This is a genomic window from Marinococcus halotolerans DSM 16375, assembly GCF_000420725.1.
Classification (GTDB): domain Bacteria; phylum Bacillota; class Bacilli; order Bacillales; family Marinococcaceae; genus Marinococcus; species Marinococcus halotolerans.
The window spans coordinates 225,886-248,481 of the sequence record NZ_ATVM01000001.1 but is presented as its reverse complement, the minus strand read 5'-3'; the positions used below and the strand labels follow the sequence as shown (position 1 = coordinate 248,481).

Annotated in this window: 24 protein-coding genes; 17 read left to right on the top strand and 7 right to left on the bottom strand. The window is 48.9% G+C overall.

The window, feature by feature from the left end; genetic code table 11:
• Window positions 1-71: 71 nt before the first annotated feature.
• A complete protein-coding gene (locus G548_RS0101310; RefSeq protein WP_022792346.1) occupies window positions 72-1,664 on the bottom strand; it encodes a phytoene desaturase family protein in 1,593 nt (530 codons plus the stop codon).
• Window positions 1,665-1,855: 191 nt separating this feature from the next.
• On the opposite strand from G548_RS0101310, the gene G548_RS0101305 reads away from it, so the two are divergent.
• From G548_RS0101305 to G548_RS16990, 5 genes are all read left to right on the top strand, one after another.
• Window positions 1,856-2,296: a MarR family winged helix-turn-helix transcriptional regulator gene (locus G548_RS0101305; RefSeq protein WP_022792345.1), complete on the top strand. Its 441-nt coding sequence runs from the start codon at window positions 1,856-1,858 to the stop codon at window positions 2,294-2,296.
• Window position 2,297: 1 nt separating this feature from the next.
• Window positions 2,298-2,714 carry an organic hydroperoxide resistance protein gene (locus tag G548_RS0101300; RefSeq protein ID WP_022792344.1) on the top strand — a complete coding sequence of 139 codons (417 nt, stop codon included), beginning with the start codon at window positions 2,298-2,300 and terminating at the stop codon, window positions 2,712-2,714.
• A gap of 156 nt (window positions 2,715-2,870) precedes the next feature.
• A complete protein-coding gene (locus tag G548_RS0101295) occupies window positions 2,871-3,257 on the top strand; it encodes an RrF2 family transcriptional regulator (protein WP_022792343.1) in 387 nt (128 codons plus the stop codon).
• 67 nt (window positions 3,258-3,324) lie between these two features.
• Window positions 3,325-4,233 (top strand): NAD(P)/FAD-dependent oxidoreductase, encoded by a 909-nt coding sequence (locus tag G548_RS0101290; protein ID WP_022792342.1) that lies wholly within the window; start codon window positions 3,325-3,327, stop codon window positions 4,231-4,233.
• A gap of 69 nt (window positions 4,234-4,302) precedes the next feature.
• Entirely contained in the window at window positions 4,303-5,172 is an 870-nt protein-coding gene (locus G548_RS16990; RefSeq protein ID WP_022792341.1) for a PhzF family phenazine biosynthesis protein, read from the top strand.
• Between the two features lie 4 nt (window positions 5,173-5,176).
• Here G548_RS16990 and G548_RS0101280 read toward each other — a convergent pair whose 3' ends face one another.
• Window positions 5,177-5,752, bottom strand: a complete 576-nt coding sequence (locus G548_RS0101280) for a DUF4256 domain-containing protein (protein WP_022792340.1) — start codon at window positions 5,750-5,752, stop codon at window positions 5,177-5,179.
• Window positions 5,753-5,888: 136 nt separating this feature from the next.
• Here G548_RS0101280 and G548_RS0101275 point away from each other — a divergent pair, with 136 nt between their 5' ends.
• Together G548_RS0101275 and G548_RS0101270 are read left to right on the top strand one after the other, a co-directional pair.
• Window positions 5,889-6,647 carry an SDR family NAD(P)-dependent oxidoreductase gene (locus tag G548_RS0101275; protein WP_022792339.1) on the top strand — a complete coding sequence of 253 codons (759 nt, stop codon included), beginning with the start codon at window positions 5,889-5,891 and terminating at the stop codon, window positions 6,645-6,647.
• An 80-nt stretch (window positions 6,648-6,727) separates the two neighbouring features.
• Window positions 6,728-7,441, top strand: coding sequence for a class I SAM-dependent methyltransferase (locus G548_RS0101270; RefSeq protein ID WP_022792338.1), 714 nt, complete (start codon window positions 6,728-6,730; stop codon window positions 7,439-7,441).
• Here G548_RS0101270 and G548_RS0101265 read toward each other — a convergent pair.
• Window positions 7,438-8,205, bottom strand: coding sequence for a helix-turn-helix domain-containing protein (locus G548_RS0101265; protein ID WP_022792337.1), 768 nt, complete (start codon window positions 8,203-8,205; stop codon window positions 7,438-7,440). The genes G548_RS0101270 and G548_RS0101265 overlap by 4 nt on opposite strands.
• 117 nt (window positions 8,206-8,322) lie before the next feature.
• Between G548_RS0101265 and G548_RS0101260 the strand changes: the two genes are divergently transcribed.
• From G548_RS0101260 to G548_RS0101240, 5 genes are all read left to right on the top strand, one after another.
• Window positions 8,323-10,245 (top strand): right-handed parallel beta-helix repeat-containing protein, encoded by a 1,923-nt coding sequence (locus G548_RS0101260; protein ID WP_022792336.1) that lies wholly within the window; start codon window positions 8,323-8,325, stop codon window positions 10,243-10,245.
• 141 nt (window positions 10,246-10,386) lie between these two features.
• Complete coding sequence (gene hisD / locus G548_RS0101255; protein WP_022792335.1) at window positions 10,387-11,667, top strand: histidinol dehydrogenase; 1,281 nt, start codon at window positions 10,387-10,389, stop codon at window positions 11,665-11,667.
• A gap of 90 nt (window positions 11,668-11,757) precedes the next feature.
• Complete coding sequence (locus tag G548_RS0101250; RefSeq protein ID WP_027847122.1) at window positions 11,758-12,522, top strand: SDR family NAD(P)-dependent oxidoreductase; 765 nt, start codon at window positions 11,758-11,760, stop codon at window positions 12,520-12,522.
• 96 nt (window positions 12,523-12,618) lie between these two features.
• Entirely contained in the window at window positions 12,619-12,795 is a 177-nt protein-coding gene (locus G548_RS18935; RefSeq protein WP_022792333.1) for a CsbD family protein, read from the top strand.
• Window positions 12,796-12,969: 174 nt separating this feature from the next.
• Window positions 12,970-13,851, top strand: coding sequence for an AraC family transcriptional regulator (locus tag G548_RS0101240; RefSeq protein ID WP_022792332.1), 882 nt, complete (start codon window positions 12,970-12,972; stop codon window positions 13,849-13,851).
• A gap of 93 nt (window positions 13,852-13,944) precedes the next feature.
• Here the strand turns inward: G548_RS0101240 and G548_RS0101235 are convergent, their stop codons facing one another.
• The 3 genes from G548_RS0101235 to G548_RS16985 are packed head-to-tail and all read right to left on the bottom strand — an operon-like array spanning window position 13,945 to window position 17,263.
• Window positions 13,945-15,435, bottom strand: a complete 1,491-nt coding sequence (locus tag G548_RS0101235; RefSeq protein ID WP_022792331.1) for a phytoene desaturase family protein — start codon at window positions 15,433-15,435, stop codon at window positions 13,945-13,947.
• On the bottom strand, window positions 15,432-16,538 hold the full coding sequence (locus G548_RS0101230) for a glycosyltransferase family 2 protein (protein WP_022792330.1): 1,107 nt from the start codon (window positions 16,536-16,538) through the stop codon (window positions 15,432-15,434). Before G548_RS0101230 ends, G548_RS0101235 begins: the two co-directional genes overlap by 4 nt.
• A gap of 14 nt (window positions 16,539-16,552) precedes the next feature.
• Window positions 16,553-17,263, bottom strand: coding sequence for a lysophospholipid acyltransferase family protein (locus G548_RS16985; RefSeq protein ID WP_022792329.1), 711 nt, complete (start codon window positions 17,261-17,263; stop codon window positions 16,553-16,555).
• A 281-nt stretch (window positions 17,264-17,544) separates the two neighbouring features.
• Here G548_RS16985 and G548_RS0101220 point away from each other — a divergent pair, with 281 nt between their 5' ends.
• Entirely contained in the window at window positions 17,545-18,045 is a 501-nt protein-coding gene (locus G548_RS0101220; protein ID WP_022792328.1) for a PTS sugar transporter subunit IIA, read from the top strand.
• A gap of 50 nt (window positions 18,046-18,095) precedes the next feature.
• On the opposite strand, the gene uppP is transcribed toward G548_RS0101220, so the two are convergent.
• The gene (gene uppP / locus G548_RS0101215; protein WP_022792327.1) at window positions 18,096-18,926 is read right to left on the bottom strand and encodes an undecaprenyl-diphosphatase UppP; all 831 of its coding nucleotides are present in this window, start codon (window positions 18,924-18,926) and stop codon (window positions 18,096-18,098) included.
• Between the two features lie 155 nt (window positions 18,927-19,081).
• Here uppP and G548_RS0101210 point away from each other — a divergent pair, with 155 nt between their 5' ends.
• From G548_RS0101210 to deoB, 4 genes are all read left to right on the top strand, one after another.
• The gene (locus G548_RS0101210; protein WP_022792326.1) at window positions 19,082-19,621 is read left to right on the top strand and encodes an NUDIX hydrolase; all 540 of its coding nucleotides are present in this window, start codon (window positions 19,082-19,084) and stop codon (window positions 19,619-19,621) included.
• 225 nt (window positions 19,622-19,846) lie between these two features.
• Window positions 19,847-20,335 (top strand): ferric iron uptake transcriptional regulator, encoded by a 489-nt coding sequence (fur, locus tag G548_RS0101205; RefSeq protein WP_022792325.1) that lies wholly within the window; start codon window positions 19,847-19,849, stop codon window positions 20,333-20,335.
• Between the two features lie 155 nt (window positions 20,336-20,490).
• Window positions 20,491-21,378, top strand: coding sequence for a site-specific tyrosine recombinase XerD (gene xerD, locus G548_RS0101195; protein WP_022792323.1), 888 nt, complete (start codon window positions 20,491-20,493; stop codon window positions 21,376-21,378).
• Window positions 21,379-21,397: 19 nt separating this feature from the next.
• A complete protein-coding gene (deoB, locus tag G548_RS0101190) occupies window positions 21,398-22,591 on the top strand; it encodes a phosphopentomutase (protein WP_022792322.1) in 1,194 nt (397 codons plus the stop codon).
• The last annotated feature ends 5 nt before the right edge of the window (window positions 22,592-22,596 follow it).

Genomic DNA, 22,596 nt, shown 5'->3' with positions numbered 1-22,596 from the left:
GTGGACAAACTCTTGCAGGTTTTTCAGATGAACTATTTAAGAAATGGAAAATATAGGCGACAGCGCTCCAATCACAAAGGCGAAAATTTAAAGAAGGACTTGCTTTTTAGTTTTTCTGCTAACAAGTACCCGGATCCTGCATTTAACCCTCCGCCGGGCCAGGTGGATGCCCCGATCATATAGAAATGGTTAATCGGTGTTTGGTAGCGGGAGTGGCCGACGAAGGGGCGGAATAGAAAATGCTGAAACAGCTGGTGGCTTCCGGCCATATGGTCACCTTCGACAAGATTCGGATCCTCCTGGGGCAGATCCTCCGGGGAAAAGACGTGCCGGCCTGCTATCGTATCCTTCACCCCGGGAGCGTATTCTTCCAGTTTATCGATGATCCGGTCGGCGTATTGTTCCTTGATCGAGGACCAGAGGCCCGGCTCGATTGCATTTAGTGCGTCGTACTTAGGGTGAGCGGGAAGAGAGCGAACCATGATCCATACCGCCGCTTTTCCTTCCGGCGCTCTGCTTGGATCGACGGCGCTTGGCTGGCCAACGATCAGCAGGGGGCTGTCCGGAAGCGTCTCATTCAGCGCCTGGGTGTGCGTGCGGGCGAGGTCTTTTACATAAGGCGCTATGTGAACATAAGCAGATTGCCCGATTTCCTCCCCGGCTGTCCACTGGAGCGGCTCCTCCAGCGCCAGATGAATGACCATCGTTTTCGGCCCGTACTGGTAATTGCTTGCCTTAGTGACGAAGGAAGCCGGCAGGTGGGCCGTATCGACTAAATGATCAACAATCTGGGTTGGCGTAGCGGTGGCAATGACGTCCCCAGCTTCTATATACGTGCCGTCGTCCAGAATAACTCCTTTGGCTTCGCCGTCTTCGACGTATACTTCATTTACCCAGGTGCTGGTTTGCAGCTCGCCGCCTCTTGCTTCGAGCATCGTTACCATCGCCTGGATCATCGTTTGGATCCCGCCGCGGGCAAATGGAATTCCCTCCCGGTAGTGTCCTATGGCTTCCATTAATGGAAAGGCAGCACCCCCGCTGACATCCGGGGCGTAGTCCAATTGGTAGCCCCACGGAACGACCAGTGATTTTACTTTATCATTTTCAAACCAGGAGTCGACGAATTGCCGCGGGGACTTGGCGAGCTGGCTGGAGACCTCCAGAGCGGATTTGATTTTTAAATCAAGCAGCGCCCTGAATATGACAAGGCCGGCGCGGAGCGAGGGGAGCTCCCGGTGCATGAGTTTATATAAATAAGGGGAGACGCGGTCGTATAAGGCATCAAAATCCTTCCAGGTCTCTGCGTCAGCGGCGGAATAGCTGGCGATATTGCGGTGCGTTTTGTCCGGGTCCTTGTTAATGGCGAGCCCGTGCCCGTCGGGAAAAACGCTTGCGTACGGGTGGGGCCCGTAAACAGGGGAGAAGCCATTTGCCTCGAGCTCCCGCTGATTTTCCGAATAAAACCGGGACTTTAAAAACAAGCTGATGTTCATGGAAAATAAATCATGAATAAAGCCCGGAGCGGCTACTTCACCGGATTTAGCAGCTCCTCCGGGGCGGGATTCCTTCTCCAGCACCAGTACTTTCTTATCCTGCTTGGCGAGCTGAATAGCAGCGGTGAGGCCATTATGGCCGGCGCCGATGACGATTATGTCATATTTCATGTTTTCCTCCTTTACGATTACGTTCTTTATAATCGCTCACGTATATGCTTAACTCTTAACTTTTTCCCAAAAAACTAAAGGGATAAGAGCCTGATTGAGTGAAATATCATATGAGCACATTATTTGTGCTTTAATATAATATTGTGTACTATTTGATTGTGCACAATTAAAAATAAAGGATGGCCATCCGCATGAATGATTCACCATTATCGCTTGATCACCAGCTATGCTTTGCTGTTTATGCCTGTTCCAAGGAAATATCGAAAATGTATCGCGAAGAGCTGGATCCGCTCGGACTCACCTTCTCACAGTACCTGATGATGCTTGTGCTGTGGGAGGAGGACCATCAGTCCGTCAAAGCCATTGGCGAAAAGCTGTATCTCGATTCTGGGACGCTGACCCCGATGGTAAAACGGATGGAGGGCGCGGGTCTGGTCACAAGGAAGCGTTCTACGGAGGATGAACGAATCGTGCTGGTTCATCTTACCGAACAGGGATGCCTGTTAAAGCACGATGCAGCGTGTCTGCCTGAGCGTCTTGGCAGCCGCCTGGGGATTGATGAGGAAGGCGCAAAGCAGCTGCTTCGTCAGCTGCACCAAATTACGGAACATATTCAAAAAGGAGAGAATTAACATGCAGCCACTTTATACTACAACCGCTACCGCTGTCGGAGGACGCGACGGCCGTGTCACTTCAGAGGATGGTAACCTAAACCTTGACGTTCGTACGCCGAAAGAGCTCGGAGGCAGCGGCGAACAGGGAACAAACCCGGAGCAGCTTTTCGCCGCCGGTTATGCGGCGTGCTTTGAAAGCGCCCTGAACATGGTCGCCCGTCAGAAAAAAATCAAGCCGGACCATACAGAAATTACTGCCAACGTCTCCATCGGCAAGGATGACGAAGGTGGATTCGGCCTGGCCGTGAAGCTTGCGGTTCATGTGGAAGGCGTGTCGGAGGAGCAGGCGAAAGAGCTTGCCGAAGGCGCCCACGAGAACTGCCCGTATTCGAAAGCGACACGCGGAAACATTGAAGTGGACGTTACAGTAGCTTAAACCTTTTTAAGAATTAGGTAGTGTAAATACTGGTGCTGGAGAACAGACTCCATCATCAGTCTTTTTATTTTGGTTTTTAAGTATTTAAGCTTGTGTATGTCATTATATGAGTATATAATAGATTTATAATATCTATAATTGGAAGTGAAAAGCGGGATGAAATTTTCAAAAGCCACCGACTATGCCCTGCATGCGCTGGTGTATATGATTCATCGTGACGGGGAGAGAACCAAAATCCCGGTCCAGGATTTATCGTTAGCACTGAATGTCTCTACCACGTACTTATCCAAAGTATTAACGCGTATCGTAAAGGCGAATTACATTAGCTCGACGAGCGGTGCCAAGGGCGGATACAGGCTGCAGCAGAACTGGGAAAACGTGAGCGTGTACGATATTGTAGTTGCGATCGACGGCGTGCAGACGCTGTTTGAAGACAGCTTTGATCACGGAGAGGAATGCAGAATTCAGGCGGCTATGATGGAAGCCCAGGAAAATTTAATCAGCACGCTAAAAAACAAAAGGCTGAAGGATTTGACGGTGTAGCAGATCCTTTTGCTTTATTACAATTATAGATAATAAAAATCTTTAATATATAGGAAGGAGTTTTAAAATGATGTATGACGTAGTTATTATTGGTGGAGGACCGGCGGGATTAAGTGCGGCGCTTTATTTTGGAAGAGGATTAAAAAGGGCGCTGATTATTGATGAGGATAAGCCGAGAAACATCGTAACGCATGAAACGCACTCCTATTTAACCCAGGATAGAGTGACTCCGCTGACGTTCCGGAAGCGGGCCAGGGAAGATGCGCTGAAGTACGAGGGCAATACGATGTTAAATGATAGAGTGACTGCAATACACCAGCATAATGACGGCTTTATCGTCCAAACGCCAGCGGGGCAGTTTCAATCAAAGCAGGTGTTGGTCGCCTCGGGATTAATCGAACAGCTGCCAGCGATTAAAAATATCGAACACTATTACGGGCAAAGCGTCTTTTACTGCCCGTGGTGCGACGGTTGGGAAATGAGAGACAAAAAGCTTGCCGTCATCAATCCGGATGAGCTGGTCATGCACATGGTTATGCTTCTCTCCAATTGGACAAACCAACTCGAAGTATTCACCGACGGCTATACCAGCCTGACGGAGGAAAATAAGAAGATACTCGAAGATAAAAATATTCCTTATCATCTGGAGAAAATTGAGGAAATGTCTGGAGAGAACGGGCAGCTGCAGGCGATCCGAATGGCCGGCGGGGAAACGGTGGAGGTGGAGGGTGCTTTTACGTACGTGCACTGGAACATCAATTATGAATTTTTAAGCGGTCTGGACGTGGAGCGTGATGAAAACAGCCGATTTGTGCTCAGTCAGTTCGGAGAAACCTCTGTGAAAGGGCTGTATGTGGCCGGCGAAGCAAAGGATAATTTTGGCAGCCAGCTGATAGCAGCAGCGGCGAATGGCGGGGAGGTTGCAAGATTTATGATGACGGGGCAGATACAGGAGGCGTTTAACAAAGAAGTGTAGAAGGAGCGGATGTTAAATGCCTCCTGAGTGCTATAATAAACCTGAAAGCTAACGAAATGAGGGAGAAAAGTGAGCTATCAGGTTGTACAAACCACCGTGTTTTCTATGGAAAAGGGCGGGGGTAATCCGTGCCCTGTCGTTTTAGACGCGGATCATCTTTCCACAAAAACCATGCAGCAGATGACAAAGGAGTTTGCGCATGAGTCAGCCTTTGTTATATCCTCCACCCGCCCGGACTGTGATCTAAAGCTTCGTTTTTTTGTTCCCTCCCATGAGATGGAAATGTGCATTCATGCCACCATAGGGAGCATCACGGTTTTAGTCCACAAAGGAGCCATTAGCCATTCCCCGGTCACTGTGGAGACCATGCTTGGGCCTGTAAATGTAAAATGGGAAAAGCATGATTCAAAGCTGGAGATAAGTGTTGAACAGTTCCCGCCCGGGTTTCTGAACACCGTTCCGTCGAGAGAAGAAATAGGCCGGGCACTGAATATTGAACCAGAGGAACTGGCAGAATGGCCGGTTCAATCCGTTTCCACATCCCGTTATAAATTAATTATCCCTTTAAAAAGCGTAGAGACGTTGAACATGCTTCAGCCTGATTTTAATTATCTCTGGGATTTATGTGACGAGTTCAACACGACCGGCTTTTACCCTTTCGCTGTTTCACAACAACACGAAAAATACGTGCAGGCACGCCAGTTTCCCCAAAGAGCCGGCTACCCCGAAGATCCGGCCACCGGGGTAGCTGCCTCGGCCTTAGGCGCCTATTTAACGGCACATAAGGTTTTACCCCCAGTAGAGGAAGGGTGGAATACCTTTCGTATTATTCAGGGAGTCGCTATGGGAAAGCCGAGCATGATTGAATCGGAAACGTTTGTACAGGATAATCAAATTGTAAACACCCGGATCAAAGGAAGCGCCGAAGAATTGAAATAGTGTTTTATACTTTCAGTATGCCCCGGAAGCCTCTCGCGGCGTAGTATGATTCGGCTCCGTTATGGTAGATGAACGCGCGGCCGTACCGTTGGTCACCAAACAAAGCGCCGCCCAGTTTTCTTATTTCCTCAGGGGTCTGAATCCAGCTTGACGTTTTCGTATCGATTTTTTCCAGCTGTTGAAGAGTGAGATACTGCTCTTCGGTTAAAAGCTCGACACCCATAGCCTGAGCCATGTCGACAGCACTTGTTTCAGGCTTATATTTCTTTCTTGCCTCCAGTGCTTCGCGGTCATAGCACACGCTTCGGCGACCCTTAGGGCTTTCTGCCGAGCAGTCACAGAACAAATATTTATTCTCTTCACGGTCGAAGCCAATCACGTCCGGTTCTCCGCCGGTCGACTCCATTTCGTTCAATGACCACAGTTTTTCGTTGTCTCCCTCAAGCTTTTCCAGCACAGAAGTCCATGCTAACTCTTCATGGCGGTGCATATGCTGATCGAAACGGTCTTCGAGTATTGCCAGAATAGCTTTTTTCTGTTCGGGAGTAAGCTGAGGAGATGTATCGTTTTTCTCCATCATGGGGAAATCCCTCCTTAAGATTTTATAGGTTTATCTAAATTATACCATTTCAAAGGGTATTGATTACCTGCCGAGCATAATGGGTATTTATACGAGAGAAAACGGATGAGTCTGAATCATTGAAGGAGGAACTAGATTGGCACGTTTACAAAACAAAGTTGCAATTGTGACCGGGGCCGCCGGTGGGATTGGTCTCGGTACTGCCAGACTGTTTGCAGAAGAGGGAGCGAAGGTTATAGCAGCCGACGTTCAGCTTGACCTGCTGCAGGAGGAAGTAAAGAAAATACAGGAGCAGGGGGCAGACATCACTGCCTTCGAACTGGATACCACCTCAGAGGAGAATTGGAAAAAGGCGGTGCAACAAGCGGTGGATACCTACGGGCAGGTGGACATTCTGGTAAATAACGCAGGCATCCACTATCCGAGCAAAATTCTCGAAACCTCCCTGGAGGAATGGAACAAAGTCATGAACGTGGATTCGACCGGGTACTTTCTCGGCATGCGCGAGGTTATCCCGGAAATGCAGAAGGCCGGGCAGGGATCGATTATTAATATAGCATCGATGGCCGCCTTAACCGGGTCCGGAGCAGCTGGCGGCAACGGCACAGCCTACAGTGCGGCCAAAGGGGCGATACGTTCCATGACGAAGCACGTGGCTGCCCATTTTGCCGAAGAAAGCATTCGGGCAAACAGCATTCATCCCGGCCCGATCCGGACGCCAATCATGGGCGAGCGGCAGAAAACCATTTCAGAGGATAATCAGGACGTTGTGCCTCTTCCGCCTCATCACGGGGAAGCGGTAGACATTGCCTACGCCGCCCTGTACTATGCTTCCGATGAATCCCGGTTTGTAACCGGTGACGAGATGGTCGTCGACGGAGGCTCGCTGGCTTAACAGCTTGTAGAATAAGGATTACCCCAGGGGCAGATCTATGCTACCTTGAGGGTAATCTTTTTTATTTGAGGTGAGCAGAGTTGAGCAGAGAAAAGAAGACGAAGCTTGATTTGAATCGTATTGTTTTTATCGGACGCACATTTGATGAATACCTGGATATGTTTGCCCTTTCCAAAGCAAAGATCCAGGGAAGACGCATTCTTGATTGCCCGGCCGGGGCCTGTTCATTTACGGCCATAGGAAACAGTCTGGGAGCAGAGGTGACAGCCTGTGATATTGCGTACGATCACCGTGGCGAAGATCTGAAACAAAAAGGGCTTCAGGATATTGAGCACGCGGCGGAACACATAATGAAGGCCGAAGGTAATTACGAATGGGGTTATATTCATAGTGTTGAAGATTTAAAAAGCAGGCGTACACAGGCGCTGCACGACTGTTCGGAGGATATGTACAATTCAGGCGGGCGGTATGTTCCAGCGGTACTGCCGGTGCTTCCCTTCGAGGACAGCACCTTCGACACCGTTTTATCCGCCCATTTTCTGTTTATGTACGCTGACCGTCTGAGCTATGACTTTCACATCGACACGCTCACAGAATTACTGAGAGTGGCAAAAGAGGAAGTGCGCATTTTTCCGCTGGTGGATCTGAAGGGCGACCGGTACGAACACCTGGATGCAGTGATTGAATATTTAACCTCGGAGGGCCATATAGTGGAGGAAGTCGCCGCTTCGTATGAATTTCAAAGGAATGCGAATTCGTTTCTCCGAATCACGAAATCCTCCCCCGGTAATTAAGCCTGCTGGGATGAAAGCTCCCGAAACCTGCGGGGGGAATCGCGGACGAATGCCTGGAAATTCCGGTTAAATGAGCGGAGGCTGCTGTAGCCGCAGTCTGCAGCAATTTCGCCGATCGGCTGCTGGCTGCTTTTCAGTAAATAACAGGCACGCGATATCCGGTAATAGTTTAAGTATTCGGTAAAGGTCATGCCGGCCATGTGAACAAACAGCTTGGACAGGTAGGGATAGTCATACTGCAAATGTTCAGCCACCGCTTTTAACGTACACTCGGAGGCGTAATTATTATCCACATACAACAGCATTTGATGAAGAATTTTCGTTTTCGCAGAGTATTGTACGGGCTTGAAATCGGTGTTTTCCTCTAACGTACTGCATATGCCGTACAAAAAGCTTTTCTGCCTGTAGACGGATCTCCGGGACGGCAGCTGCACGTCCGGCGAAAGAGAGAAGGTATTATTTACAGGAATCAAGCCTTTGTAATCCATAAAAAAACGGCCGATCAATTCAGGAGAAAAAATGACGATGGTGATAGCGGAATGTCCGACCGTTGTAAATTCATGCATCTGATTGTTAAAAATAAAGGCCGCCCCGTTTTGCTGCAGAAGATACTCCTTCTGGTCAATGGTTACCCGCAATTGTCCTTCATGGACAATGATCAGTTCATAGGCACGGTGAAAGTGAAGCGGAAAGCTGAAATTGGTTAAGGTAACACGTTGAAATGATTCCTGTTCTTCGACTCCGTGAGGCTCAAAAAAGACCAAAGCCGTATCCCCTTTCAAAAACACTAATATTGTCTTATATTATACTATTTTTTGAATAGAAGCATAAGAAGCTTCCCGCCTATAATAAAAATAGATTGATAGAAGGGGGAAAGCTTCATGGCACTTGAATATCACGTAGCAAAAAACGGCTCTGACAAAAACGACGGCACAGTGGAAAATCCTTTTTTAACAATTAATAGAGCGGCTTCATTAGCCGCCTCGGGAGATACCGTAGTGGTGCATGAAGGTGAATACAGAGAATGGGTGAAGCCGCGAAATGGAGGTCAGAGTGAGACCCGGAGAATTACATATGCCGCAGCTCCTGGAGAAAAAGCAGTAATTAAGGGTTCGGAACAAATTGACTACTGGGAACAGGTGGATGGAACGGTCTGGAAGGCAGCTGTCCCAAACACGTTATTTGGCGACTACAATCCGTTTACGGAAAAAATATTCGGAGACTGGATCGTTCACAATCCAGGCAGGCATCTGGGCGATGTGTATTTAAACGGAATGTCCTTTTACGAAGCAGAAGCCTTTGCGGAAGTGCTGAATCCCGAAAAGCAGACCGAGGTTTTGGATCATTGGACAAAAACGACTGTTCCTGTCCTCGATCCGGAGCAGACGATGTACCGCTGGTATGCGGAAGCAGGCAGCAGCCATACGACGATTTTCGCCAATTTTCAGGGAACTGATCCGAATAAAGAGATTGTGGAAATAAACGTGCGGAAAGCCTGCTTTTATCCGGAATTAACGGGGCTAAACTATATCACGGTACAGGGGTTTGAAATGGCCCAGGCAGCAACACCGTGGACGCCTCCGACAGCGGACCAGCCGGGATTGATCGGGCCGAACTGGAGCAAGGGATGGATTATTGAAAACAACGTGATTCACGATTCCAAATGCAGTGCGATCAGTATCGGAAAGGAAGCATCCACCGGGGACAATTACCGGACGAGAAGAAAGGACAAACCAGGCTACCAGTACCAGCTGGAATCTGTGTTTATGGCCCGGCACATTGGCTGGAGCAAGGAACGGATCGGCTCTCACGTTATCCGCAATAACACCATTTATGATTGCGGCCAGAACGGGGTGGTCGGTCATCTGGGCTGCGTGTTCAGCGAGATCTATCATAACCACATTTATAATATCGCATTAAAGCGGGAGTTTTTTGGTCACGAAATCGCCGGAATTAAGCTGCACGCAGCGATTGATGTCCAGATTCACAGCAACCGTATCCATGACTGCTCGCTTGGGGTATGGCTCGACTGGCAGACCCAGGGCACGAGAGTAAGTAAAAACCTATTTTATAGGAACAGCCGTGATCTTTTCGTAGAAGTGAGCAGCGGACCGTATGTGGTGGACCATAATATTCTAACAGCAGACTACGCTCTGGATAATCATGCGCAGGGCGGAGCTTACGTTAACAATCTGATCGCGGGCAAAATGGTGCACAAGAAGATGCTGGACCGGGCAACACCGTATCACGTGCCCCACAGCACGGAGGTATCAGGATTTGCGCCTGTCTACGGCGGAGACGATCGTTTTTACAATAACATGTTTGTAGGAAAATCGGATTTGAATGATGTAGGCACGTCCCATTTTAACGGATACACGGCGTCGCTTGAGGAATATATCGAAAAGGTGGATCAGGTCGGCGGGGACCATGAAGCGTTCCACAGCATAGAGCAGCCGGTCTATATTAATCATAACGCTTACTTTAATGGGGCGGTGCCGTTTGAAGGAGAGCATGAGGCATTAACTAACGACGCTTTTGATCCCCAGCTTACGATAATTGAAAAGGGGGATGAGGTGTATCTGGCCTGTGAACTGCCGGACGAATTTGAACAAATGCGCGGTGAGATAAAGCATACAGGAAACCTGGAGCGGGCGCGTATCGTGGATGCGGATTTTAAAAATCCGGACGGAAGCGAGCTCCGGATAGACACCGACTTCTTCGGAAAGCAAAAAGCCAAAGCAAACGTCACGGGTCCGATCGGGCAGCTGCAGGCTGGTAAAAATGAAATAAAGGTGTGGGGTTAATTTTTAATGGCACGGTGCCTGTTTATGATAAACGGGTGCCGTACTTTTTATGTAAAAGCCGTCAGGTTATGTAATAAAGCGTTTACAAAGTAATTAGTTTGTTTTATGTTGAATACGTATTCAAAAAAAGGAGGATGCTCGATGCCCACTTATTTGAAAAGAGGAAAAAGTGATCAGGAAAAACAGCAGGCGGACACAAAGGTTCAGCAGGCGGTGCAGGGTATCATTCAGGATGTAGAGCAACGGGGAGATGAAGCGGTCCGGGAGCTCTCGGAAAAATTCGACAAATGGTCGCCGGAATCGTTCCGACTGTCGCCGGAAACCATTCAGCAGGTGATTGATGAGCTGCCGCAGCAGGTGATTGATGATATTACCTTTGCGCAGTCGCAAATTCAAAATTTTGCCCGGCATCAGCGGGAGTCGATCCAGGATATTGAAGTGGAAACGAGGCCCGGCGTGATTTTAGGGCATAAAAACATCCCGGTGAACAGTGTGGGCTGCTATATTCCGGGCGGACGCTATCCGATGGTGGCCTCTTCCCATATGAGTATTGTGACAGCGAAGGTTGCCGGGGTCGACAGAGTGATCGCCTGTACGCCTCCGAGTAATGGGGAAATACCGGCAGCTACGGTGGCGGCAATGCATATGGCAGGGGCGGACGAAATCTATCTGCTGGGAGGAGTGCAGGCAATGACCGCCATGGCAGTCGGAACAGAAACGATTCAGCCGGTGGATATGATTGTCGGCCCGGGAAACGCTTTTGTAGCGGAAGCCAAGAGGCAGTTGTATGGCAGAGTGGGCATTGATTTATTTGCAGGTCCGACAGAAACGCTTGTAATTGCTGATGAGACAGCCGACGTCGAAATGGTAGCCACCGATATTCTCGGCCAGGCAGAACACGGACCAACGTCTCCGGGGGCCCTTATTACAACGTCCCAATCGCTTGCCGAGTCTTTGGAGGAGGAAATTGCCCGCCAGTTAAAAACACTCCCGACAGCGGAAGTCGCAGAGCAGGCGTGGCGTGATAATGGCTCAATTATCGTCGTGGAAAATGTGGAGGAAGCGGTCCGTGAAGCGGATAAGCTCGCCTATGAACACGTAGAAGTCCTCACCAGAGCTCCGGATTACTTTCTGGAAAATATGACAAACTACGGAGCACTCTTTCTTGGGCCTGAAACGAATGTCGCCTACGGGGACAAAGTCATCGGCACCAATCACACGCTTCCGACCAAGCAGGCGGCAAAATATACGGGCGGTTTATGGGTAGGCAAGTTTTTAAAAAATTGCACGTATCAGCGCGTAACGGAGGAAGCCAGTGTGGAAATAGGCAGATACGCCGAACGGCTGTGCGAGCTTGAAGGCTTCAAGGGTCATAAAGCCCAGGCTTCCTTACGTGTGCAAAGATACAGCACGACTGACTGAACGCCGGCGTGATATTGAGTCGCTTATTACGTAAATGGTTAATAAAAGTTTGCCTGTTTTGAATACGTATACAAAAAAGGAGGGAAAGCCATCAGCTCTAATCTGTTCTCTTTAGAAGGGAAAACGATCGTCGTTACTGGTGCTAATAAAGGCATTGGAAAAGAAATAGCGGTCATGCTGGCTGAGGCCGGTGCCAGCGTGGCGCTGGTAGCCCGGGATGAGCAGGCTTTACAGGAAACGGCCCGGATGATTCGGGAGAAAGGCCGATCCGCTGAGCCATTCCCGTTTGATTTAACCGAAATCAAACATCTGGATGAGCTGTTCGGAAGTATTTACAAACGGTTCGGCCGGATCGACGTGCTTCTGAACAACGCCGGCACGAATATTCCGGCGCCGGCAGAAGAAGTGACCGAGGAGCAGTGGGACCGTATCCATGACATTAATTTAAAAAGCGTCTTTTTTGCCTGTCAGGCAGCCGGAAAGTGGATGCGTGAAGCGGGACACGGGAAAATCATCAATATGTCCTCCCAGATGGCTTTTGTCGGTTATTATAACCGCGCTGCCTACAGCTCGAGCAAGGGAGGAATTACGCAGCTGACCAAGTCGCTGGCCATTGAATGGGCTTCTGCCGGTATCAATGTTAACGCTGTAGCTCCGACCTTTATTGAAACACCGATGACAGAAAAAATGTTTGAGGATACAGAATTTAAACAGGAAGTGCTTGCCAGAATTCCGCTTGGCAGGCTGGCCCGTCCAGAGGACCTTTTTGGAGCGGTGGCATTTCTCAGCTCGGCTTCCTCCGATATGGTTACCGGGCAGACGATCCTCGTCGATGGCGGCTGGACTGTCTGGTGAGAAGCTGCTAATAATACACAAACCGAAACTCTGCTGTTTGACGATGGCTGCCAAAGGGAACTCCTGCTGTAGACAGACATCATGGAGGGATCACAGATGAGCAGTAAAAAGGGTTTTGGTGACAAGCTGAAAGGAAACATGAATAAATTTAAAGGTAAAGCAAAAGACCGGATAGGCAGCGCCACTAATAATTCGAAGATGCAGCGCGAAGGAAAGAAAGACAATATTAAAGGAACCGCCCAGAATAAAAAAGGCGATTTTAAAAACAAATAACGAAAAGGAATAGAAGTGTCCCGCACAGGGCTTCTATTCCTTTTTTATAATATACATAACCCAATGCTCTTTTTAGATAGAAAGTAAATCATTATCACCCGACATTATCAGGCACGAAAAGCAGGGTGTAATTAATTTGTTATCGGTATTCTTTAGATAAGAAAGGTTGGTGTTATGGATAATTTAAAAGAGATGAATAATGCCCTGCACTATATTGAGAATCACTTAACGGAGGCAATTGATTTTCAACAAGTCGCCCGTATTGCCTGCTGCTCGGAGTACCATTTTAAACGTATGTTTTCTTCTTTAGCGGGTATTCCCGTCTCCGAATATATTCGGTGGAGGCGTTTAACGATGGCAGCATTAGATCTTCAACTGGGAAAGGGACGGGTTATCGATACAGCAGTAAAATACGGCTACGATTCACCTGACTCATTTACGAGAGCGTTTCAGAAGCTGCATGGTATAACTCCTTCAAAAGTAAAACAGCAGGGAATTTCTTTAAAAGCCTATCCGAAGCTGACCTTTCAACTATCTGTCCAGGGAGGAAACGAAATGAACTACCGTATGGAGAACAAAGAAGCTTTTCGAATTGTCGGTATCAGTAAAAGGGTCCCTATCATCTTTGAGGGAGAGAATCCTGAAATTAATGCCATGTGGAAATCATTAAATGAAGAAAAAATAAATGAATTGCTTGCGCTCTCGAACGGGGAGCCCGCAGGTATCATTCAGGCATCAATAAATTTTTCTGAAGCACGCATGGAAGAACAGGGAGGGCTGGATCATTATATTGGTGTGATTACGGATGAAGAAAGTTCCGGACCATGGGACGTACTGGAGGTTTCTGCTTCCGCCTGGGCTGTTTTTACCTCTGAGGGACCGTTTCCGAAGCATCTTCAAACGACGTGGGGGCAAATATATTCGGAATGGTTTCCTTCTTCCGGGTATCAGCAGGCATTCGGGCCGGAGATGGTATGGATGGAAGGGAATCAGTTTGACAAGCCTGATTTTAAAAGTGAAATATGGATCCCGGTAGAGGAAGAAGAAGGGGGTTAATCATAACCCTTCTACTGAAAACAGCCCCGCTGACGATAAAAGCGGGGCTGTTTGTATGCGCTGGTGCATTAGAAAAGCAGAAAGCCATTCAAGTCATGTCTTTCCCCAGAAGTCGAGCAGAATGCCGTTATCCTTAAGCAGGGCGGAGGCAGCAAGAACGCCGCTGGTCGTTACCATTGGTGAGCCACCGCCGGGGTGGGTGGATCCGCCGGCAAAGTAGACATTCTTCAAATCCTGAGAGCGGTTGAATGGCCGTAGAAACGCATCCTGCCGCCGATTGGAGGCGAGGCCGTAAATGGAGCCTTTGTACGCGCCGAACGTTTCTTCGAGATAAGACGGACCCAGTACTTGTTCCTCCACAATATGCGGGCGCAGAAAAAGGTCAAATTTCTCCAGCTTGTCGTATACAAGGTTTTTGTATGATTGTTTTTCCTCTTCTGTCATGGCTCCGCCTGGGAGTGCCGGGGCGTTAATAAGAATAAACAGGTTGTCGCCGTCCGGGGACTGGCTGCGGTCACTGTGAGAGGAGTTGCTGATATAAACGGTCGGATCATATGGAAACGATCCGCGCTTGAGCTGCTCAAACTCTTCAGGATAATCCGCAGAAAAATACACCTGATGATGCTTTAACTGCGGCAGACGGGTGTTCAGCCCGGCCATGATTACAAACGCTGAAATAGACGGCTCGGGACGGTTCGGCACGGTCCGGCTCTTTTGACTGAAGGCCGGGAAAAGTAACGGATACTGGCTGAGAAGGTCACCGTTTAATACCACGCTGTCGACTTCCAGAGAGCCGGAGGCCGCATACACAGTTTGAGCACGTCCATTACGCGTGGAGACGTGGTGCACAGGGTCATTGAACGAAAAGGTAACGCCAAGCTCCCTGGCCGTTTCATAAAATACATCGGCAATTTTTTCGTTTCCGCCCGGGGTATAGTACACGCCGTCAGCAAGCTCAAGGTGGGCAATCAGCGCGAATGTTGCCGGGGCATCGTACGGAGAAGAACCGATATACGTCGCATAGCGGTCGAACGCCTGCTGCACATCCGGATGCTTAAAGAACCGGTGGTGGAAAGCATGCATGGTAGTGGCCGGGCGTACTTTGCGAAGGGCAAGGGCAAGTCCCGGGGAAAGGTAATCCAGCGGTGACTCAAAGGTGCGCTGCAGAAAATTTTCCGTGGCGAGCGTGTAAAGCCGTTTTACCTCCCGAAGGTAATCATCGTACCGGGAGGCGTCTTCCTCCGAAAGACGGGCAATAGCCCGTCTTGTTTCTGCGGCGTCTGAAGAAACCTCGAGCGTGCTGCCGTCAGGAAAATAATTACGGGTGTGCTCGGGCAGCTGCCTGAACGGAAGGAGATCTTCGGGCTCCCTGCCGGCAAAAGCAACAACGCGGCGAAAGATATCCGGCATCGTAATAGTGTTCGGACCGTAATCAAATGCGTGGCTCCCCAGCTGAAACGGGCGGAGTTTTCCTCCGGCCCGTTCGTTTTTTTCATATACAGTAACATCCTGCCCGGTTTTGGCGAGCACAATGGCGGCACTTAAGCCGCCGAGCCCGGCACCGATAACAGCAGTAGTGGTCATTGATAGGTCCGTCCTTTCCATGAGTAGCCTTTTTTCGTTTTATCCAGATAAATCGAATACAGCAGCACGGCGATCATGACGCCGGAGGATAGAGGTTGAACGAGTACCGTCCACCACGGATGGGAAGCTTTTATCGTAACCCCGGCGCGAAGCAAAACTGTCAGCACATACGGAATAACCAGCTGCCACTCGGCCATAGCAACGGCAGCGAGCAGAAGAAAGGCCGGCAAGATAAAAAAAAGAGTATGCACAGCAATGACTGCCGAAGCAATGACCGCCGAGCGTCCGATACCTGGGAAAATATTTTTACTGAAGCCAAGCCACGCTTCCCGGCTCGATGTGTACATATAGCAGGTAACGGCTGCTCCCGGAGAAACGAGCAGTGCTTTTAACCCCTGTGATTTTATATTTTGGGCAAGCGCCATATCATCAACGAGCGCCTGTTTAACAGCGGCATGGCCGCCGGCCTGGTCATAGGCCGGCCGGCTGAAAAATAAAAAAGCCCCGTGTGCTGCAGTAAAGGCCCTCCAGGTGGTGCGGTTGGCGGCTGGAACGGGCAGATGGGCATACACGACAAAATGCTGCATATACACAAGCAGCCGGCCCCAGAAGCCTTCTGTTTTGAAATGAGGAAACCCGGTAACCAGGCCGGCGTCATGCTTCTGAAGAGCGCCCTCTGCCCAGCGGAGGGCGTCCGCGTGCAGCCGCACGTCGGCATCAATAAAGCACAAATACTGTCCGGAAGCTTCCCGGGAAAGCTGATGGCACGCATGCACTTTGCCGTTCCATCCATCCGGAAGCGCAGCCCCTTCAATGTAGCGGGCGTTGGGCCAATAGCGTACAGCCTCCTGCAGAAGCATTTTTGTACGGTCAGTCGAATGGTCATCGAGAAAGATGAATTCTGTTTTTAGATCGTCCGCCTGGCGGAGGCTTCGCACAAGCGCCGGAACGTTTCGTTCTTCATTTCGAAGCGGTACAAGCACACTGATTAAGCCCGGGCGCTTCGGCACAGAAAAAGAGGCGAGAGAGGGCAGAGTCCACACGTTGATGAACGTAAATACCGTCCAGGCGCTGAGGATACATACGAGAATCCATAGGAACATGGCGGGAGTCCTTTCTATTTTTTCTGCCGGAGGCCGGTCCACCAGCTGCTCATCGTCTGCGAACCTCTCAAAACAGTAGTGTAGTTTTCCAGGTGCTCGTAAGCGATGTCTTCACGCATCTCGTCCCATTGGTGCTGCAGGTGACGCTCGAGTGCATCCTGGGCCGCCGCTCTCGAAGCGAGGTTTTCCGGCGTCCGCGGAAGCGGTGGGCCGATGTTTATAAAGATTTCGGGCTTTTGATGGTGCAAAAAGGTGTAGTGCATCGTAACCGGTACAAACGGGACATCCACCCGGGGAAGAAGATAGGAAATGCCGGGCTGAAGAGTGATCGGAAACTGATCGGCGTGGGTTTCTGCCCCCTGTGGGAACAGCCAGACGTGATGGCCGTTCACGAGCTTATCCTCCGTGTAGCGGAGGGCATCGATAACATCGCGGCGGCTGCTGCGGTCCACCGAGTAGGCTCCGAGCCTGCGGAAAAAAGGGAATTCGCGAAGCCCTTCTTCATCCATCATGACGTAGCCGGGGTGACGGAACCAGTATTTATTTAAAAAGTAGATTAAAAGACCGTCCCACCAGTTGCTGTGATTCACATAAAAAAGCGCAGCATCGTCAGTGTAGATGCTGTTGTTGTGCATATGTACGGCAGAAAAATGCTTTTGGATCAAGCGCCGGTCATACAAATAAAACAACTTTTCAAAAAGTGGCTGTTTGTTTTCTGTAATCATCTGCGCACCCCCTGTGTTTGACTGTATGTATGGAATTCAGGTTTAAATTGTTATAAAAAGAAGGTATATACAATTAGAATAGAGTTCTATTCCTTATTCCTGCTCGTTTAAAACGTATTGTATAAACGTTTAAAAAAGAGCGTTTTATCCTGTCTTCCCTGGAGTGTAATGATAAAAGACGCTCCGGAAAGTTTGTGCGCGAGCGTGAAGTTCGTTACACTTACTAAAGCATCCGCACAGCTTGAACGCAGTTGTGACTATATAAAAAGGAAGTGAATGACATGTTAAAAAAATTATTTGGAAAAGAACAAAAGCCTGTAGACGTTACCATAAAATCACCGGTCAGCGGAGCATTCGTTGATATTACAGAAGTTCCCGATCCGACGTTTTCAGAAAAAATGATGGGTGAAGGCTTTGCGGTGGACCCATCGGAGGGAATTATTCTTTCCCCGGTTAAAGGGAAGGTAGAACAAATCTTTCCAACGAAGCACGCTATCGGCATCCGTTCCGAGGAAGGGCTGGATGTATTAATTCATATTGGTCTTGAAACGGTCTCTCTGGACGGAGAAGGCTTCACATGCAAAGTATCCGAAGGGGACAGCGTGGAAGAAGGCGATCTGCTGATGGAATTTGATATGGATGTGATCAGTGAAAAAGCTGCCAGCAAAATCACCCCGGTCGTATTCACGGAAGGCGATCAGGTTGAAAATATTCAGATGAACAGTGAAAACCGTCTGAAAGCGGGAGAAACCGTCGTAGCGACAGTTACTGTAAAAAAATAATGAAATACAAAATCCAGCCGGGCCCGGCTGGATTTTTATGTTATAAACTACTATTCGACTACTGTACTTCCCGGATCGAGAAATAAAATAGTTACAAGCGCAAGCAGAAAACAGTAGATCGCAAAGTAGGTGAGCTTCCCTTTATTCAGGAAGTTAATCAGCCAGACGATGCCGAGCCATGAAGTAATCAGTGAGGCGATAAATGCAGCAATAAGCGATACTGCGCCTATAGAAGCGAGGCTGCCGTCTGCAATGTCACCGAGGGCGAGAACGGTTGATCCTAAAATGACAGGAATCGAAAGCAGAAATGAAAAACGGACCGATGTCTCCCGGTCCAGCCCGGAAAACAAAGCTGCAATCAGCGTGCTTCCGGATCTTGAAATGCCGGGAATGACAGCCACTGTCTGTGCCAGGCCGACAATAACCGCATCGAGTGTCGTCATTTCATTCACTGTACGGCTGCCAATGGTATAGGCCCGCTCGATGATAATGAGAAAAATGCCGGTAAGAGTTAGCGATACAGCGATCATGACTGGTGTTTTCAGGGCACTGCCAAGAGAATTTTCAAGGAAAATGCCAAGAATGCCGGTAATAATGGTTGCAAGTACTATGTACAAACAAAGGAAAAACTCAGGGCGGTCCTCCCGGCGCCGTTTTGCGATGTACCGGAAAAATACCTGAATCAGATGAACAATGTCTTTGCGGAAATAAAAAATTACGGCTACGATTGATCCCAGGTGCAGGAAGATCTCAAATGAGAGGCCGGGGATCGAATGGCCGAGGAGAAATTCTGCGATGATGATATGGGCGGTGCTTGAAATCGGCAGGAATTCTGCAATGCCCTGGACGATTCCTAGAAAAATAGCTTCAAAAATATTCATGGGGTCCAACTCCTCCATCAGATTACTTGGATAGTGTAGCAAATCTGGTGATAATTAGGAAGAGTGAAAATAAGCAAATGACTATTCTCACAGACAGTTAAAGACTGGTAAACTAAAACGAATGAATCATATTCGATGCAGAAAGGACGTTAACGATGGATTTTACAGAAAAAACAACGAAGAAGGAAACAATATATGAAGGAAAAATCGTCGATGTATCAGTGCATGACGTGACGCTTCCGGACGGACGGAGCAGCAAACGCGAAGTGATTAATCACAGCGGCGCGGTCGCGGTAGTGGCGGTCACACCGGAGCAGAAAATAGTGATGGTGAAGCAGTACCGCAAGCCGCTTGAAAAGCCGCTGGTGGAAATACCGGCCGGAAAACTCGAAGGTACCGACAGCCCTGAAGAAACAGCGGCACGGGAATTAAAAGAAGAAACGGGGTACACAGCAGGGCGGCTGCAGAAAATTGCTTCATTTTATACCTCTCCCGGATTTGCAGATGAAATTGTTCATCTGTACGAGGCATTCGAACTGCAGGCCGGCGAACCGGAAACCGAAGAGGATGAATTTATTGAACTGATGGAAGTAAGCTTAAAGGAAGCGGATGAATTGATCCAAAGAGAAGAAATTCATGATGCTAAAACCATGTATGCGGTGCAGTATGTAAAAACCATTCTCGATCAGAAGTAATTGAGATTGAATATCGTCATTTATCTGTCACATAGGGCTTTCATTGATAATCAACGCCCGAATGACTGAAATTGCGGGAGAAGTAAGGCTTCTATGCAAATTTCATGCCAATTTATTTATAATCATTTTAAACTGAGAATGGTTATCGTTTTTATATTGACAGGCTTATTTAAAATTATTATAATAAGTTTATTACCCTTGAAGGAATAAGGGAGGTAGCGATAATTGGAAAATCGGGTAGAACGTATTAAAAAACAGCTGCATGAACAAAGCTACAAGCTGACCCCACAAAGGGAAGCGACCGTACAGGTGCTTTTGGAAAATGAAGAAGATCACTTAAGTGCAGAAGATGTATATCTTCTGGTGAAGGAAAAAGCGCCGGAGATTGGTCTTGCCACCGTGTACAGAACACTTGAATTACTTAATGAACTTGAAGTCGTGGACAAAATCAACTTTGGTGACGGAGTTTCACGGTATGACCTGCGAAAAGAAGGAGCCAGCCACTCCCATCACCACCTCGTATGCATTGAATGCGGAACCGTTGATGAGATCCAGGAGGATCTGCTTGCAGAGGTCGAAAAGATTGTAGAAAAAGACTATCAGTTTAAAGTAAAGGACCACCGTTTAACATTCCACGGGGTCTGCCACCGCTGTCAGGCGAAGGCAAAAAAGAACGAAGAAAGTGCGGAGGCTGCTTCGCTGCACACGAATTAATACATGTACGGGCATCGTCTTTTAACAAAAAGCGGTGCTTTTTTTATTGTCCGGCAGAATGAAAGCGGTATATTTACTGCCGCATTCGCCCTTCCCTAGTAATAAGTGACTATGCTATTCTTAGAAGGGAAGATTGGGAAGCAGGAGGCGGTCGTATGACCACGGAGGTACTGGATTTTATACATTATTGCCAAGTTGAAAAGGGCCTCTCCAAAAACACGATTCAGTCGTATCAAAGAGACCTGGAACACTATAGAAAATTTATTCAGCTTCGGGGAAAGCAGTCCTGGACGGACACCGAGCGTGCGGATATCGTGGATTTTTTGTATGCTCAAAAAGAAGCCGGGCGCTCTACAGCTACGCTGGCGCGCTTTTTGTCGTCGGTCCGGGCGTTCCACCAGTTTCTTCTGCGTGAGCAGGTAGTAAAAAAGGATCCCGCGGAATTGATTGAAATTCCAAAAGGAGAAAAAAAGCTCCCGACCGTGTTATCCACTCAGGAGGTTGAGCGGCTGCTTACAGCAGCCGAAGGAACGACGGCCTTTGCAAAACGGAATCAGGCGATGCTTGAATGCATGTATGCTACCGGTCTGCGGGTTACAGAGCTGTGTGAATTGAAAATTTCTGATGTGCATCTGCAGATGGGATTTATCCGCTGTATTGGAAAAGGAAACAAAGAGAGGATTGTGCCACTTGGGAAAGTGGCTTCCGAGGCTATTGATACGTACATACATCACGGACGCAGTACCCTGATGAAAAACAAACGCCACGACCTGTTATTTGTTAATCATCACGGCAATCCGCTTTCAAGACAGGGTTTTTGGAAAATATTAAAAGCAACGGCAGGCAAAGCGGGCATAGAAAAAGCATTAACTCCGCATACCCTTAGGCATTCCTTCGCCACCCACCTGCTCGAAAACGGGGCAGATCTGCGGGCGGTCCAGGAGATGCTCGGGCACGCAGATATTTCCACCACCCAGATTTATACCCATGTATCCAACCATAAATTAAAAGATGTATACCTGCAGGCTCATCCAAGGGCCTAACAGTAAAGGAGAGAGAGCAATGGAAAACTACAAATATCCACGCGTTTTTTTAGTTGTTATGGATTCTGTCGGTATCGGCGAAGCCCCTGACGCTGAAGAATACGGGGATAAAGGTGCCGACACGCTCGGTCATATCGCTCAGCACATGAATGGAATCAAAATTCCGAACCTTGAACGACTCGGTCTTGGAAACATCCGGGAAATTCCGGGCGTAGAGGCATCAGCGGCGCCTACAGCTTCCTACGGCTACATGGAAGAAATGTCTCGAAGCAAAGACACGATGACCGGCCACTGGGAAATCATGGGCCTCTATATTGATGAGCCGTTCCGCACATTTCCGGAAGGCTTTCCGGATGAGCTTTTGCAGCAGCTCGAACAGGAAACGGGCCGGGGCATCCTCGGAAACAAAGTAGCTTCAGGCACCGAGATCATTGAAGAACTCGGCGAAGAACACCAAAAGACCGGCAAACTGATTGTCTATACATCGGCGGATTCAGTGCTTCAAATCGCGGCCCACGAAGATGAGGTGCCTATTGAAGAACTGTATGACATCTGCGAAAAAGCGCGGGCGATGACGTACGAAGCACCGTATATGATCGGCCGCGTGATCGCGCGGCCATTTAAAGGCTCCCCCGGAAACTACGAACGGACGTCCAACCGCCACGATTATGCGCTTAAGCCGTTTGGCCGCACGGTCATGAATGACCTTGAAGACGCAGGCCTCGACAGCATTGCTATTGGAAAAATCAGCGATATTTATGACGGCGAAGGGGTGACGGAGTCGATCCGGACCTCGTCCAACATGGACGGCATGGACCGTGTGACGGAAACGGCGCAGAAGTCCTTTACGGGCCTCAGCTTTTTGAATCTGGTGGACTTTGACGCCAAGTTCGGCCACCGCCGTGACCCGCAGGGATACGGAGAGGCGCTTGAGGAGTTTGACGCCCGGCTTCCAGAGCTGCTCGAAGCAATGCATGAGGATGACCTTCTGCTTATTACGGCCGACCACGGAAATGATCCTGTCCATCACGGTACCGATCATACCCGTGAAATCGTGCCGCTGCTTGCCTACAGCAAAAGCACCGGCTCAGCACCGCTTGGCATCCGGGGAACATTTGCCGATATCGGAGCCACGGTAGCGGATAATTTCCGTCTGTCCATGCCGAAGTATGGCACGAGCTTTTTACCGCTATTAAAAAGGAAGGGTGAATAACTTGA